Source organism: Bacillus sp. PK6-013, from assembly GCF_054161445.1.
Genome location: NZ_CP096417.1, coordinates 2,211,226 through 2,226,173, shown reverse-complemented (window position 1 = coordinate 2,226,173; position 14,948 = coordinate 2,211,226). Strand labels below are relative to the sequence as shown.

Annotated in this window: 13 protein-coding genes; 1 reads left to right on the top strand and 12 read right to left on the bottom strand. The window is 47.2% G+C overall.

Features of this window, described 5'->3' with window-relative positions; all coding sequences use genetic code 11:
- Positions 1 to 32 precede the first annotated feature (32 nt).
- From pflB to M1E03_RS11090, 10 genes are all read right to left on the bottom strand, one after another.
- A complete protein-coding gene (gene pflB, locus M1E03_RS11135; protein WP_020451683.1) occupies positions 33 to 2,258 on the bottom strand; it encodes a formate C-acetyltransferase in 2,226 nt (741 codons plus the stop codon).
- A 276-nt stretch (positions 2,259 to 2,534) separates the two neighbouring features.
- Positions 2,535 to 4,034, bottom strand: a complete 1,500-nt coding sequence (locus M1E03_RS11130; RefSeq protein WP_458110446.1) for a glycosyltransferase family 4 protein — start codon at positions 4,032 to 4,034, stop codon at positions 2,535 to 2,537.
- 136 nt (positions 4,035 to 4,170) lie between these two features.
- Entirely contained in the window at positions 4,171 to 5,643 is a 1,473-nt protein-coding gene (gene dacB, locus M1E03_RS11125) for a D-alanyl-D-alanine carboxypeptidase/D-alanyl-D-alanine endopeptidase (RefSeq protein WP_458110445.1), read from the bottom strand.
- A 63-nt stretch (positions 5,644 to 5,706) separates the two neighbouring features.
- Positions 5,707 to 6,423 carry an ABC-2 transporter permease gene (locus tag M1E03_RS11120; protein WP_096748123.1) on the bottom strand — a complete coding sequence of 239 codons (717 nt, stop codon included), beginning with the start codon at positions 6,421 to 6,423 and terminating at the stop codon, positions 5,707 to 5,709.
- Positions 6,420 to 7,130: a fluoroquinolone export ABC transporter permease subunit gene (locus tag M1E03_RS11115; protein ID WP_458110444.1), complete on the bottom strand. Its 711-nt coding sequence runs from the start codon at positions 7,128 to 7,130 to the stop codon at positions 6,420 to 6,422. Before M1E03_RS11115 ends, M1E03_RS11120 begins: the two co-directional genes overlap by 4 nt.
- Positions 7,127 to 7,981: an ABC transporter ATP-binding protein gene (locus tag M1E03_RS11110; RefSeq protein ID WP_079289105.1), complete on the bottom strand. Its 855-nt coding sequence runs from the start codon at positions 7,979 to 7,981 to the stop codon at positions 7,127 to 7,129. The genes M1E03_RS11115 and M1E03_RS11110 overlap by 4 nt, the downstream gene beginning before the upstream one ends.
- On the bottom strand, positions 7,974 to 8,579 hold the full coding sequence (locus tag M1E03_RS11105) for a TetR/AcrR family transcriptional regulator (RefSeq protein WP_023857514.1): 606 nt from the start codon (positions 8,577 to 8,579) through the stop codon (positions 7,974 to 7,976). The genes M1E03_RS11110 and M1E03_RS11105 overlap by 8 nt, the downstream gene beginning before the upstream one ends.
- Before the next feature lie 186 nt (positions 8,580 to 8,765).
- Positions 8,766 to 9,944 (bottom strand): NAD(P)/FAD-dependent oxidoreductase, encoded by a 1,179-nt coding sequence (locus M1E03_RS11100; RefSeq protein ID WP_020451688.1) that lies wholly within the window; start codon positions 9,942 to 9,944, stop codon positions 8,766 to 8,768.
- 36 nt (positions 9,945 to 9,980) lie between these two features.
- On the bottom strand, positions 9,981 to 10,415 hold the full coding sequence (locus M1E03_RS11095) for a helical membrane plugin domain-containing protein (RefSeq protein WP_020451689.1): 435 nt from the start codon (positions 10,413 to 10,415) through the stop codon (positions 9,981 to 9,983).
- A gap of 398 nt (positions 10,416 to 10,813) precedes the next feature.
- Positions 10,814 to 11,044, bottom strand: a complete 231-nt coding sequence (locus M1E03_RS11090) for an excisionase family DNA-binding protein (RefSeq protein WP_020451691.1) — start codon at positions 11,042 to 11,044, stop codon at positions 10,814 to 10,816.
- 93 nt (positions 11,045 to 11,137) lie between these two features.
- Between M1E03_RS11090 and M1E03_RS11085 the strand changes: the two genes are divergently transcribed.
- The gene (locus M1E03_RS11085) at positions 11,138 to 11,362 is read left to right on the top strand and encodes a hypothetical protein (protein WP_020451692.1); all 225 of its coding nucleotides are present in this window, start codon (positions 11,138 to 11,140) and stop codon (positions 11,360 to 11,362) included.
- A 70-nt stretch (positions 11,363 to 11,432) separates the two neighbouring features.
- Here M1E03_RS11085 and M1E03_RS11080 read toward each other — a convergent pair whose 3' ends face one another.
- Positions 11,433 to 13,385 (bottom strand): AMP-binding protein, encoded by a 1,953-nt coding sequence (locus M1E03_RS11080; protein WP_458110443.1) that lies wholly within the window; start codon positions 13,383 to 13,385, stop codon positions 11,433 to 11,435.
- A gap of 30 nt (positions 13,386 to 13,415) precedes the next feature.
- Positions 13,416 to 14,945 carry an acyl-CoA carboxylase subunit beta gene (locus M1E03_RS11075; RefSeq protein WP_020451694.1) on the bottom strand — a complete coding sequence of 510 codons (1,530 nt, stop codon included), beginning with the start codon at positions 14,943 to 14,945 and terminating at the stop codon, positions 13,416 to 13,418.
- Between the last annotated feature and the right edge of the window lie 3 nt (positions 14,946 to 14,948).

Sequence of the window (14,948 nt, the reverse complement as noted above, 5' to 3'; positions counted from 1 at the left end):
GAGCGCCTCGGCCGCGCTCCGCTTTATGCTCGTTACATCGATTCATGGAAGGTACGGCTGATAACGTCTAACTGCTGTTCTTTCGTCAGCTTAATAAAGTTGACCGCATAGCCTGAGACGCGAATCGTTAACTGCGGATATTCCTCCGGATGTTCCATGGCGTCGAGCAATGTTTCTCTGTTAAATACGTTTACATTTAAGTGATGCCCTGTTTTTGCGGCGTAACCGTCAAGGATGCTTGATAAATTGACGGCGCGGCTCTCTTCGTCTTTGCCAAGCGCTTTCGGGACGATCGAAAAGGTGTTGGATATGCCGTCGAGCGCATAGCTGTAAGGCAGCTTTGCCACTGAAGACAGCGATGCAAGCGTTCCTTTAGTATCGCGGCCGTGCATCGGATTCGCGCCTGGAGCAAACGGTTCTCCCGCCCGGCGTCCATCCGGCGTATTTCCGGTTTTCTTGCCGTAAACGACGTTTGACGTGATCGTTAAAATTGACATGGTATGAACAGACTGGCGATATGTCTGGTGCTTGCGCAGTTTTTTCATAAAGCGCTTGACAATGTCAACGGCGATCGCGTCGACGCGGTCATCATTATTTCCGTACTTAGGAAAGTCGCCTTCTGTTTCAAAATCGACGGCAATGCCGTTTTCATCGCGGACAACATTGACTTTGGCATATTTGATAGCGCTTAACGAATCGGCCACAACGCTCAAGCCGGCGATCCCGGTGGCCATCGTCCGCAAAATGTCCGTGTCGTGTAGCGCCATTTCAATTCTTTCATAGCAATATTTATCATGCATGTAGTGAATGACATTGAGCGTATTGATGTACAAGCCTGCAAGCCATTCCATCGTCTGATCGAATTTATGCATGACCTCGTCATAGTCCAGCACATCGGAAGCAACCGGAGGCATTTCCGGACCGACTTGCATTTTATGCTTTTCGTCTTTTCCGCCATTAATCGCATATAAAAGCGCTTTCGCCAAGTTGGCGCGTGCTCCGAAGAACTGCATTTGTTTGCCGATTGCCATTGCCGATACACAGCAGGCGATGCCGTAGTCATCCCCGTATTCAGGACGCATGATATCGTCATTTTCGTATTGAATCGAGCTCGTTTTAATCGACATTTTGGCACAGTAGTTTTTAAACTTTTGCGGCAGCCTGACAGACCAAAGGACGGTTAAATTTGGTTCCGGCGCCGGACCTAAATTGTCAAGCGTATGCAGGAAACGGAACGAGTTTTTCGTGACGAGTGCGCGTCCGTCGTGCGCTATTCCGCCGATTGATTCTGTCACCCACGTCGGATCGCCGCTGAACAGCTCATTGTAGTCAGGTGTGCGTGCAAATTTGACCAAGCGCAGCTTCATGACAAAATGGTCGACAAGCTCTTGGGCCTCCTGTTCTGTTAATGCGCCCGTTTTCAAATCTCTTTCGATGTATATATCAAGGAACGTGGACACGCGGCCAAGGCTCATTGCTGCTCCATTTTGCTCTTTAATGGCAGCCAAATAGGCAAAATACAGCCATTGAAATGCTTCTCTTGCATTCGCCGCAGGCTCGGAAATGTCAAAGCCATAACTTGCTGCAAGTGCTTTAAGTTCATTCAATGCCCGGATTTGTTCTGACAATTCTTCACGCAGGCGGATGTTTTCTTCAGACATCACGCGAGAGGTGCCGGCCGCATCTTTTTTCTTTTCATCGATCAGGAAGTCCACGCCGTAAAGCGCCACTCTCCGGTAATCGCCGATGATGCGCCCGCGCCCGTAAGCATCAGGCAGTCCGGTAATGATTCCGACCTTTCGGGCGAGTTTCATTTCGTCCGTATACGCGTCAAACACGCCTTGGTTATGGGTTTTGCGGTAATCGGTAAAAATTCTTTCCACTTCTTCATTCAATTCAAAACCATAGGATTCACATGCTTGTTTCGCCATGCGAATGCCGCCGAAAGGCTGAAGCGACCGTTTAAACGGCTCATCGGTTTGAACGCCGACGACTTTTTCCAAGTCTTTGTCCAAATAGCCGGGACCGTGCGAGGTAATCGTTGAGACGATCTCTGTATCCATATCGAGGACGCCTCCGTTTTCACGCTCTTTTTTTGTCAAGTCCATTACGTGATCCCATAATGCCGATGTAGCTTCCGTCGGAGGTTCGAGAAACGATTCGTCACCTTGATATGGCTCAAAGTTCGAGAGAATAAAATCGCGGACATTGACTTCTTTTTGCCAAACGTTTGTGGTGAAACCTTTCCATTGTTCCATTTAAATCCCCCTCTTTTCAAGTTGAAATGATATAACAGTTGTTGCATTTATATCTTATGTTTAATATAACAGTTTTGAATGTGATAAAAATCACATATTTTGTGAAATAGTTAACAAATTTAAGAAAGTTCTTTGAACATCGCGTTTTTCCTAATATAGGATGTTGTTTGAAGCAATTTTCTTATTTGAATCTGTATTATAATAAAGTCAAATAAAATGAAAACTGTTATATAAAAAAACCGGCTAAACAGCCGGCTTGCGCAGAAGTATTTATCATCAGTCGAGGGATACGAACTGATTGCCGAATGCTTCGATAGTGCTTTTCAAGACATAGCTGCCTCGGGGGAGCTGGTGAAATTCATAGCACCCTTTCGAATCGACCGCTTTTGTCTGCAGTAAAACGCCTGACAAATCATAAACATGAATGTAATGGTCCTCTTTTTTAAGTTGGCTTTTGAGATGTTCCGGGATTTCCCCGGCAATCGTGTACTCCGCTTCTGACGTTTTCTTTTCACCGATTTGTTCGAGGATTTCCAGGTCCAGCCCCTGCTCTTTTCGATGATTTTTGCAGGACCGCACTGCTCTTTTTTGTGTCTCGAATGTTTGATACAGGTTTTCGATCGACCTCATGTGAAAGCTGATATCCCAATGTTTCATAGCTTTTTGAAACGCTTGGCGCCCCAATTTTTGCCGGGTTTTGTCATCGTCGAGCAGCAGGCGCAGCTTTTCAGTAAGCGCTTCGCTGTCTGCCGGGGGAACAAGCAATCCGTTCGCACCGTCATCAATGATTTCTTTTACCCCGCCTACGTTTGTCGCCAGCACAGGTTTTGCGGAGAACTGCCCTTCCAGGATGACGAGCGGAAATGTATCGTGAAGCGACGGCAAAACAATGACATCACTAATATTCATTAAGTCAGGTATATCTTTTCGCTTTCCGAGAAAAGAGACCGCCGACGCGATACCGAGCTTTTCGGACAGGCTTTGCAGAGTTTCGAGCTCCGGACCCTCGCCTGCGAGAAGGCAGTGAAAATCATCCCTTTCGCACCGCAGTTTATAAAGCGCTTCGATCAAATAGCGGTGTCCTTTCACCGGAACGAGCCGCGCCGGACAGAGAATGATCTTTTTTCCTTGATGCGGGAGGCTTTTAGGGAGATTATTTTTCTTTTCGATAAAGGGTGTTTTTACAATTCCATACGGGATGACTCGGATGTTCGAAGGCGTCACACCAATTTGAATCAGCTCGTGTTTCAGCCATTCGCACGGAACGGCCACAACGTCTCCGGACATTGCGCCCAAACATTCTTCGATTTTCATGTATTGCTGTTCCTGCCCGCTTTTCTCGTCAAATTCCCCGGTAATCTTTGCTTCATGATATTTAAAGTTATGGAGGGACACGATTAAAGGCGTGTGCTGAGGTTTGGAACGGGCCAGTGCTCTTGCCGTCATAAAATCGTGGCAGTGGATCAAATCATACTTCTTAAGATCAAACTGTTTAACAGCTTGTTCCAAACTGTAGCGCTCCATTTCACGCCAATATATCCACAGGGGATATTTTTCGGTATAAGCTGTTTGAAGACGGTGAATCAGCTCATATTTTAACCGGTGTTTATCGGCCGGCTGCTGATCGGCGACCTGAATGTTGAGCCATCGGGTATCGTGCGACATTAAATCGACAGAATGCCCTTCTCCTTCCAAGCTTTTACTAAGGATATCAATATAGGTAGACGGGCCGTTTGTATGTGGAGAGTATCGATAATAAGCCAGCAAAATGTTCATATATTTCCCCCTGCCTGCTGTTAAACTTATTGAAATGAAATCTCTTAGCATTATATGGCCTCAGCTGAAAAAAGTACGAAGTGAATGGAAAGCCTTTTCAATAAAGAAAACCCATTGCCTTAAGCAATGGGAGCTGTCATGAAGAAGCTAATATTTGAACGATTTTATCTTCAATATCCTTTCCTTTTTCATCATCCACGAGCTGATTGAGAAGAATGGAGAAAATCAATGTCTTGCCGCTTGCAGTATCGATATAGCCCGACAAGGTACTGACGGTTGAAAGAGAGCCTGTTTTCGCTCTGACTTTGCCTTTTAGAGCCGGGTCTTTCAGCCGGTTTCTTAATGTGCCGCCGACCATTCTGTCGCTTTCCCCCGCAACCGGGAGTGAACGGGCAAACGACGGAAACCATTTCTCTTCTTGAACGGAATACAATAGCTTTGTGATCTGGTCGGCAGAAATCAAATTGATATGCGAGATGCCTGAGCCGTCTCTGAGAACGATCTTTTCTGTGTCCATTCCAAATCCCTGCAGTTCTTTATTCAACACTTCAAGACCTTGATCCCAGCTTCCTTCACGGCTCGCGGCTTTTCCCATTTCCTTGATCAGTGTTTCGCCATGGCCGTTGTTGCTGAGCTTCATAAAGGGGATCATCAGCTCTGAAAGCGGCATGGATTGATGTGCGGTGATGCGGCGCGCTTTTTTTGGCGCTTTGCCGGTTTTAGTCTTTCCCAGGATTCGAATGCCTTGTTGCTGTAAAGCCTGTTTAAATAAATCGAGTGCATATTCTGACGACTCCCAAACCGCAACCCATTGTCTGACCCTTGAAGCGCCTTGTGGAATCGTCCCTTTGATTTGGATGGTATTTCCGCCGTGTTCCCTTTTAATCGTGATATCTTTTTTTCCGTCTGCAGCAACGGTCTTGGCACCGTTTTCGATTTTGACATGATTAGTTTGCGGAGTAAGCGATACAACGGGTTTTTTCCCGGTTTTGCCGTCAGGATTCACGTCGATGATGACCGTTCCGGCATCATAGTCTTCGTTTGGCGAAGCTGTTAAAGCCGAGATCTGCGCTCCGTAGTATGCGTCTTCATCGCTCCAGGAAAGGTCTGGAGAGTAGCGGACCTCATCATACCAGGAATCATCGCCGACCAAGTCTCCCCGGATGACAGTGATCCCTTGTTTTCGGAGTGCCTTGGCCATTTGCTGAAAATCGGCTTTCAAAAGCGTCGGATCGCCTTTTCCTTTTAGATAAAGGCTGCCTTTGAGTGTGCTCACAGATCGTGCGCCGTCTGTCATCACCTCTGTGGGAAAGGTATAGTCCTCACCCAGGACGGAAAAGGCAGCTGCTGCCGTTAAAAGCTTCAGATTGGACGCCGGTCTCATCCGTGTATCGCTCATATGGCCGTATATCATTTTCCCGCTTTCCGCGGACCTGACGCTGATGCCTGCGAGCGCTCCTTTTAAATCAGGCTCGGTCTTTAACAGCTGATCGATTTGCTCTTTGAGCCCGGCGCCTTTTTCCCCGGCGGCCAAGCCGTCTATGCTGCCGGCCAACGTCAATACAAAGATCATCATCATACACAGACAAAGCTTCATATTTTTCTTCATAGAATATCCCGCCTCCCGCTGATGGTTTTAATACTTTATTGCAAAACGCGGCGGGATATACTCCTATTGGTCGGTTTTCACCAAAAACCTCCGGCATAAAAGCAGCAGTATCATTACATGCAGCACAACTCCGATGAACCCGAAAACGAAAACAAGCCCTTCATGAGAAGTTCCTGCCAAGTACGTTTTCGCTGTCCAGTAGGTCGGCGTGAAAACGCCGAAAAGCTGCCACGGCAAAGGAATAAAATAAACCGCGGCCGGCATGAAAGTGAGCAGGCTGAACCCTTTCATTAAAGCGAGCCCTTCCACTTTGTTCGAAGCGTAAGCGGCTAAAAGCAGCGTGTAAATCGGGGCTTCAAGCGTGACCATGATCAGGATGAACAAAAGGTACACAGAGCCGGGCGCCATTAAACCGCCGGATGCAAACAGCAAAATGCTGTAGCAAAAAGTCAGCGCCATTGGCAGGATGAGGCGTATCAAGACATATCCGCGCTTCGACAAGGGCGTCACGGCAAAATACTGAATCATATTTTCGTCGCGCTCATCAAGCAGGATAAACCCCGACATGATACCGAGAATCAGGGGGATGAAAAGCATGGCAAAGCTCATGATCAAATGACGGTATGGGGTGATATTGAATGCCGCCAGTTCCGCTGACAAAGGAATGCCAGCGGCTGTCACGATGATGAGCAGAAAAGGCGCCAGACCGTAAAAAGCAAGCATTGAATCACGTTTGATCTGTTTCATATCTCCGCGTATCAGCTGAATGATTTTCATCATCGTGTATCACCTCCGCCAAGCTTTAATGTGATGAACGTTTGAAGTGAATGCCTCGCCCAGAAATACGCGGCTCTGTTCCACAACAAGAGAGTGGAAATCGCGTAGACGAGCTCCCACTGCTGAAGGCCGGTAAAGGCGGAACCTAACAGCATTAATGAGGCCTTTGACGGCAGAGCGTAAAACAGCGGGCTGCTCCAAATGCCCGCTGTTTCAAACAAAGGCAGAACGAACACAAAGGTGCTCAAAGAAGACAAAAAGAAAAATCCGTTTAAGGTTTCACACCGCACCGCCAAACCTAAGCCGATCATCGTGAAGAAAAATGAAGTAAAAAGCACGCCGCAAGCGAACAAACCGGAATTTGTTCCATAGCCAAACACACTGCTGTGGATGAAAATGCTCGATCCAAGAGACAAAACGGACAAGGACGCCGTTTTGGAAAAAATATACTCACTCGCACTTAGCGGCGTTACAAACAGGCTGTCATGGATGTTTTGCCCTTTCTCCAGTAAAACAAGACCCCCGATGAAGAAAAACCCCAGGAAGCTCGGATCTGAAAACGTCAAGGCAATGTTGGCCGCCTCCCTGTAAACAGCCGGAAGAAACTGCAACACGGCGATATACACCGCGCTGATCAGCAAATAGGCATAATAAAAACCGTGCTTGAACTGAAGTTTGATATCATGGGAAATCGCTGATAAGATCCTCAACTTAAACGCCTCCCCGTCACATCGATAAAGATGTCTTCAAGCGATGCTTCTTGGGAATGAATGGTTTCCACAGGGTGCTCCTTGATCAAGTTCAAAAATTCCGGGCTGCTGCCGATCTGATCAAGGTCGAATTGAGCAGTTTCCAGCTGCCTGCGGCTGCGGTACTCCACTTTTACGTGCCTTTTTCCTTTTTGCACTTTCAAGGCGCGTGGAGAATCAATCAAAGCCACCCTGCCGTCAACGATGAAAGCTACGCGGTCGCAGATTTCTTCAGCTGTTTGCATGTGGTGCGTTGTGATCAGGATCGTCTTCCCTTCCGCCTTTTTGTTCAGGATAAGCTGTTTTAATTTTTTGGCATGCACGGGATCGAGCCCCGAGGTCGGTTCGTCTAGAAATAAAAGATCAGGCTGATTGATCAGGGCTCTCAAAAAATTCAGCCTCATTTTCATGCCTTTTGAGTAAGCGGATACCTTTGTCCGGCCGTACTCTTCAAGACCCGTTAAAGCGAGCAGCGTTTCCGGCTCCTCGGTTTCAGATGCATACAAGGAACGGAACAAATTTAAGTTTTCCAGTGCCGTTAATCGTTGATAGAAATTCGGAAATTCAAAGGCGACGCCGATTTTCTCATAAAAGGAGCTGTCGGCTTGACTCAATTCTTTCCCCATCACAGAAACCCGGCCTTCATATTGCTTTAAAATACCGATTAATATTTTTTGAATCGTGCTTTTTCCAGCGCCGGACGGGCCGAGAAATCCAAAAATTTCACCCTTTTGAATCGAAAAGTCGATTCCTTTCAATACGGGCGTTTTTTGTCCGGGGTATGTGAAGCGAAGCCCGCTGACTTCAATCATGGGATGCATCCTCCTTGGCCGAAAGCCCCTGTCCGATCAATTCGATAAGCAAATCCATCGTTTCGTCGTAGCGGTCTTCCCCAATATTTGTTTTTTGAAAGGATAAAAGAACAATGGCGCGAATCACACTGACGATCGTCTCCGGTTTTTTTCTGACAAGCCAGCCTTTTTCCTGGCCCATTTCAATTAAAGGCTTGAAAAAATCTTCGTCGCTGTCGAAATGCGCCTGCAGCTTTTCTTCGGGGAGTTTGCGGAAGAGTGTCTCGAGTAAGTTGTCATCGTAAACTTGGCGAATGTACGGGTTATCTTCCACCACCGCCAATGCTTCACGCAAAAACTGTGCAAATGTTTTCCCGCTTTCAGAAAATGATGCCTCAAGCTGGGCGCGGATCTTACTTTCTTCCTGCTGCAAAATCTCAAAATAAAGCTCCTCTTTCGAGTCGAAAAATGTATAAAATGAGCCTTGGGCAATTCCGGCCGAGGCTGTTAGCTCACCAACGCTCGTTTTTTTCAATCCAAGCTGCGCAAAAAGCTCTCTTCCGCTTTGCACTAAAGCTGAGCGTATCGCTTCCTTTTCTTTTTCGGTAAATTTCGGCATGTCAGTCTCTCCTTGTTTTATAAACATATAAATATTTTTATTTTATATTCATATAATGCGATGAGACCGTCTTTTTGTCAATGCATTTTGGTTCAAATTTACCACAATATTTTCATTTGCCCGTCAAATTTAAAGCAAAAAAAAGCACCACTTATAGTTTAAACTATAAGTAGCGCTTCATTTCCATTAATAAGCAAGGCTGAACAGACCTTTAATATGAGTCAGATAACGGACGTTGCTCGCTTCTTTCATCAATGAAGCAGGCAGGCCTTTAAGAGATGTACTGTTCGCGCCGATAACGGCAACTGCATCTTTGCGGCCAAGGCTTGCAAGCGTGCCCGAGTTGACAGGGCTGAACGTTTCCATTGATTTGTTTTCTAAGTATGCATACAGGTTGTAGCCGATCAGCTCGCCCATTTGCCAAGCGATTTGAGCTGTCGGAGGGTACGGACGGCCATCCGGACCGAAGACAACGGCGCTGTCTCCTGCAACAAATACGTCTTCATGTGATGTGGATTGAAGGAAATCGTTTACAGTTGCGCGTCCGCGGTTCACTTCAAGACCTGACTCGCCGATCAGCGGATTGCCTTGAACACCGCCGGTCCAGACAAATGTATTTGTGACGATTTTTTGCCCGTCTTTCAAATCAACAACGTTTCCTTCTACATTTGTGACAGGCAGTCCTGTCAAGAATTCAACGCCGCGTTTTTCAAGGCTCTTTGTCGCACGTTCGATCAGCTCATCCGGAAGAACCGGCAGGATTTTCGGACCGGCTTCAACAAGCTTCAGCTTGATTTCTTTCGGATCGACACCGTAGCTTCTCGCAAGGTTCGGCATGATATCGGCGAGTTCACCGACAAGCTCGACGCCTGTTAGTCCGCCGCCGCCGATTAGGATCGTAGCATCCGCTTCGTTTTTCGTTTTAGCGTATTCGCGCACGCGCTCTTCAACATGTTTGAAGATCTTGTTTGCATCGTTTGCAGATTTGAGCACCATGCTGTTTTCTTGAAGGCCAGGAATGCCGAAGTAAGCAGTGACAGAACCAAGACCGACGACAAGCGCGTCATACGTCAGGGTAGAGCCGTCAGAAAGAGCGACTTCTTTTTTGTCAACTGAGAACGAGTTGACTTTGGCGATTTTAAGATCGATGTCTTTTCCTTTGAAAAGCTTTGCAAGCGGCATCGCAATGGCCTGTTCTGACACGTTGCCCGCAGCAAGGCGATGCAGTTCTGTGATGATTTGATGTGTCGGGTATTGGTTAACCACTGTGATTTTTGCTTCTTCTTTTGTGTAGTGTTTGCGAACTGTTAAAGCAGACAGTAATCCGCCGTAACCAGCGCCTAAAATGACGATATGTTTTGACATCGTGAATCCTCCGTCCTTATTCTGAATGTATAGTGATTATTTTTGTTTTTCGCGTTCTGACATGATTTGCAGGTAGCTTTGAACAAAGCGGAACATCTTTTGGGCCTGCGGATCTTTAAGCATTTTCAGCAAACCGAAAAGTCCGATGACTTCATTGCTTTCGTCAGCGCGGTCTTTTGCTTCAATGGCGGTAGCCGCGATTTCTTTTGCCGTATCTTTGACAGGCTCAAGAATTTCTGTGATGGCACCGACCGTATCATTTTTTAATACTTCATCAGTTGCAACGGATTGTGCGAAATCGTAAGACTTTGTCAAAATGTTGACCAGTTCTGTCAGCTTTGGAAGCTGGTCGACTAAAACAGTCAAAGACTCCTGTACTTCAGGTTTTAGCAGTTGATCGATAAGATCGCGTTGGCTTTGGCTTACAGATTCGTTTGTTTGATCAGCTGTTTGATCGATTGTTTCCGGCATAACCAATTCTCCTTTTCAATAAGCGATGTGCTGTTTTTTGAAGGAACCCCTTTTTCACAGTTTGTGAATTTGTGCACAAACAAGTCCGCAAAAAGGTTCTCCCCTTTTGTGTTTGTTTTGCTGTTTTCAGTCTGGAATTCCCGAAAACCCGCAATCTCAAAACACACTGTATTTTTTACTACTAAATGATAACACTTTTTGAACAAAAAATGAACGTGATTGTTTCGGAAATGAAATAAAATCATAGAAAACTTTATATATAGGGCTTCTTTCATCCCTTTCATTTCCTATATTGTGTCTTTTTTTACGAAACGTCCCATTCACACGTCATGATAGAGTCGTGCGAATATTTCCCAGAAACGCACCTAGTTTACATAATGTAATTATCGTTATCTTGGTTAATCTTCATCTTTAACATCCGGATCTTCGGGGATGGGTTCGTTCAGAACGGATTCCGCCCACTCTTTATACTTTTCCATCTGTTCCATATGGGTATTGAATTGATCTTTGTTGATTAAATGCTGCTGTCCGTCGAAGACGGTGCGAATTTTCTTTTCTCTCACAAGCTGTTCAACATATGCTTCTGAAAGCGTTAAATATTCTGCGGTTTCCTTTATCGTCAAGTACATGTTTTAGTTCCTCTCGTTTTGATTTAGGCGAACGTTGCGATTTTAGGATCATACGATAAGATATATCAGTTTAGATGATGGAGGCCTATTTCTATGTATTCAAAATGGAATTCTGAAACGTCTTATCCGCCTTCAGCCCCGCACATGCACACCGGCCAATCTTCTCAGCAGATGAATCAAAGGCTGAAAAATCTCGAAGATCAAATGGAATTGCTGATCAAACTCATGGAATGCAACAATCAGCTGCTGCGTTCAATTGAAGAGCAGCAAAACCGCGTCTGCGCGGCCGGCGGAGGTTCGGTTATCGTCAGAATGTGAGTTTTTGGTCTTAAAATAAAAAGAGGAAGGACGTGTCCTTCTTCTTTGTCTGCAAGCCTTATCCAGTATACTACAGATTTTTTTGCGCTGAAAGGCCGGTAATTTCATCGTATGTTTGACGATTTTCCAATGTTGACAAATCGCCTGCCGGCTCGTTCAAATAGGCAGCTCTGATCAGCCGTCTCATCACTTTTGCATTTCTCGTCTTCGGCAGACCGCTGACAAAGTAAACCGCTTTTGGCTTGATCGCTTTACCGATCGCGTCAGAGGCGAGGTTCAGCAAATCATCTTTTAGTTTTTCCGACGGCTTTTCCGACTGTGTGAGGACGACAAAGCAGACGGCAGCCTGACCTTTGAGCTGATCCGGAACGCCGATAACGCCTGCTTCCGCCACCGCTGGATGGCCGACCAGTACGGACTCTATTTCGGCGGGCCCGATCCTTTTCCCAGCAGTATTGATCACATCATCAGAACGTCCGCTGATCGTCCAGTAGCCGTTTTCATCACGTTTTGCCCAATCGCCATGCACCCAGACGTCAGTCCAGCGGCTCCAATATGCTTTTTCATATCTGGACGGCTCCTTCCAAAAACCATTCGTCATGCCGACCCACGGCTTTGTCAGGACAAGCTCCCCGACTTCATTGACGACTTCCTCCCCTTTTTCGTTGAAGACATTGGCCGCCATGCCAGGCAGAGGCGAATTAAACGTCATCGGCGTGATTGGCCGCAGGAGCACATTGCCCAAAATGCCGCCTGAAATTTCCGTTCCTCCTGAATAATTAAAAATAGGAATCCGCTCTTTTCCAGCATGGCGGAACAGCCATATCCACGGTTCATAATTCCATGGTTCTCCCGTTGAGCCGATTGCCTTCAGACTGCTCAGGTCGCATTGATGAAGAAAATTTTCGCCGTGCTGCATCAGTGAGCGAATGAGCGTCGGAGAGACGCCGAGATGCGACACCTGGTGTCTGCTGACAAGCTCCCACAGCCGACTCGGGGCCGGGAAATCCGGTGCTCCGTCATACAGCAAAACTGCCGCTCCGTTTATGAGTCCCCCGAATATTAAAAACGGTCCCATCATCCAGCCCATGTCTGTAAACCAGAAAAACGTGTCCCCTTGTTTGACATCCATCCCGAAGCCCGCATCAAATGCAGCTTTCAGCGGAAAACCGGCGTGGGTATGAACCGCTCCCTTCGGCTGTCCTGTCGTGCCCGATGTGTAAAGCAGCATGAGCGGATCTGAACTGTCCATTTCTTCTGTCATCTGGAGAGGATCGCTTTTCATCAATTCATTCCAGTCTATATCTCTCTTATGATTCCAATCTTGTTCGCCATCGTGAAGCCGGCAGACGACAACTTTTTGGACAGTGGGGGCGCGGTCTGCTGCTTTGTCAGCTTCTTTCTTCATACAGACCTTCTTTCCCCTTCGCAAAAAGGCATCTGCCGTGACAAGAATTTTTGCTCCGGCAGCGCTGAGTCTCGCGGCTGCCGCATGGGCCCCGTAGCCTGAAAAAACCGGGGAGAATACCGCGCCGATTTTAGCGGCGGCAAGCATGGCGATGACCGTTTGCGGGATCATCGGCATGTAAATCGCAATGACATCCCCTTTTGATATGCCTTGTTTTTTAAAGCCTGCTGCCGCACGGGCGACTTTTTGATGTAAAGAAGAATAGGTGATCCGTTCTGTTTTTCCGTCTTCACTTTCCCAGATGAGGGCTGTCCTCTCGGCCGTATCAGGCTGTCGGGACCATTTTTCCACGGCGCTGCAAACGGCATTTAAGCGTCCGCCGGAAAACCATTTCGGCCATTTTATGCTTTTATCGAGATTCAATGTTTGGCTGTACCGCTTGTACCAGCTGATGCCGAGCGCTTTTTCGGCCTCTTCCCAGAACCAGGCGATATCGTCTGTACTTGCTTTCAAAAAATCATCATAGTCGGAAAAACCGAGAGCTGTCATCCATTGAAACAGCCGGGTCGCTTTTACAAATTCCGGATCAGGCTGCCAAACCGCTTTTTCGGCCATACCGTTTCCCCCTTTTCGTTTCATTGGCCTTTAGACGGGATAAACAGGATGCTTCCGTTCCGTAAATATCATGTATTTGGTCATATATGCATTCAGCCGTTTGATGAGTTCCGTACGAAGCGAATCGGCCGGAATGACCCCGTCGACAATCATTTCTGAAGCAAGCCGGTAAATGTCTATGTCTTTTTGGTACTCTTCCCGTTTTTCGGCAATGAAGGCGGACCGCTCTTCTTCAGGCAATTGTGCGATTTTTTTGGCATAAACGGCATTTACCGCTGCTTCCGGACCCATCACAGCAATCTGAGCCGTAGGCAGCGCCAGACAGCAGTCAGGCTCAAAGGCCGGTCCCGCCATCGCATACAAGCCTGCGCCATAAGCTTTCCTGACGATGACAGATATTTTCGGCACGGTTGCTTCGGCCATCGCTGAGATCATTTTCGCACCGTGTCTGATAATACCCGCCCTCTCGACTTTTGTTCCGATCATAAAGCCGGGGATATCAGCCAGAAACAGCAGCGGGATATGATAGGCATCGCACAAATTGATAAACTTTGCGGCTTTGTCTGCCGAATCGTGAAACAACACACCGCCTTTGACACGCGGCTGATTGGCGATGATGCCGACAGGCTGCCCGTGAATCCTCGCCAAACCGGTAATCAGCTCTGGCGCGAACAATTTTTTGATCTCATAAAAAGACGCTTCATCAATGATCCGGTCGATTAAATCCATCATTTGAAACGGTGCGTTTTGGTTTTTCGGAATGATCTCCTCCAACGGCCGGTCAAACGGAAGAGCGGGTTTTGCTTCAATGACAGGCGCTTTTTCGGTGTAATTCGGCGGAAAGTAGGAAAGATACCGGCGCGCCGACTTGATCGCATCTTCTTCCGTTTCGGCAAGAATGTCTCCGCAGCCTGAAACAGAACAGTGCATTCGCGCTCCGCCCATTTCTTCAAGCGACACTTTTTCGCCGATCACCATTTCCGCCATGCGCGGCGAGCCTAAATACATCGAGGCGTTACCTTCGACCATGATAACGATATCGCAAAAAGCCGGTATGTAGGCGCCGCCTGCCGCTGAAGGACCGAACAAAAGACAGATTTGCGGGATGCGCCCGGATAATTTGACTTGCTGATAAAAAATCCGCCCTGCTCCTCTTCGCCCCGGAAACATGTCAACTTGATCCGTAATCCTTGCGCCTGCTGAATCGACCAAATAAAGAAGCGGACAATTCAGCTTTTCGGCTGTTTCCTGGATGCGGATGATTTTTTCGACGGTTCTCGCTCCCCATGATCCTGCTTTCACCGTTGAATCATTAGCCATGACGCAAACGGTTCGGCCGCCGATTTTTCCGATTCCCGTGACGACTCCGTCTGCCGGAAGCCCGTCTGCCATGCAATTGGCAAAAAAAGCGTCCTCAAGGTCGAGGCCTTCGTCAAGCAGCAGCTTTAATCGGTCTCTGACAAATAATTTTCCTTTTTTCTCATTAGCTTCATGGTATTTTTGCGCTCCGCCTTCCTGAATCCGGCGAATGCGTTCATACAATTCCTTTTCGGCCGGCATCGG

Excerpts from the sequence above, each read along its gene's own strand:
- M1E03_RS11110 (WP_079289105.1), bottom strand. The coding sequence starts at position 7,981 with ATGATTGAAGTCAGCGGGCTTCGCTTCACATACCCCGGACAAAAAACG.
- M1E03_RS11120 (WP_096748123.1), bottom strand. The coding sequence starts at position 6,423 with ATGATGAAAATCATTCAGCTGATACGCGGAGATATGAAACAGATCAAA.
- dacB (WP_458110445.1), bottom strand. The coding sequence starts at position 5,643 with ATGAAGAAAAATATGAAGCTTTGTCTGTGTATGATGATGATCTTTGTA.
- pflB (WP_020451683.1), bottom strand. The coding sequence starts at position 2,258 with ATGGAACAATGGAAAGGTTTCACCACAAACGTTTGGCAAAAAGAAGTC.
- M1E03_RS11105 (WP_023857514.1), bottom strand. The coding sequence starts at position 8,579 with ATGCCGAAATTTACCGAAAAAGAAAAGGAAGCGATACGCTCAGCTTTA.
- M1E03_RS11095 (WP_020451689.1), bottom strand. The coding sequence starts at position 10,415 with ATGCCGGAAACAATCGATCAAACAGCTGATCAAACAAACGAATCTGTA.
- M1E03_RS11090 (WP_020451691.1), bottom strand. The coding sequence starts at position 11,044 with ATGTACTTGACGATAAAGGAAACCGCAGAATATTTAACGCTTTCAGAA.
- M1E03_RS11080 (WP_458110443.1), bottom strand. The coding sequence starts at position 13,385 with ATGGCCGAAAAAGCGGTTTGGCAGCCTGATCCGGAATTTGTAAAAGCG.
- M1E03_RS11130 (WP_458110446.1), bottom strand. The coding sequence starts at position 4,034 with ATGAACATTTTGCTGGCTTATTATCGATACTCTCCACATACAAACGGC.
- M1E03_RS11085 (WP_020451692.1), top strand. The coding sequence starts at position 11,138 with ATGTATTCAAAATGGAATTCTGAAACGTCTTATCCGCCTTCAGCCCCG.
- M1E03_RS11100 (WP_020451688.1), bottom strand. The coding sequence starts at position 9,944 with ATGTCAAAACATATCGTCATTTTAGGCGCTGGTTACGGCGGATTACTG.
- M1E03_RS11075 (WP_020451694.1), bottom strand. The coding sequence starts at position 14,945 with ATGCCGGCCGAAAAGGAATTGTATGAACGCATTCGCCGGATTCAGGAA.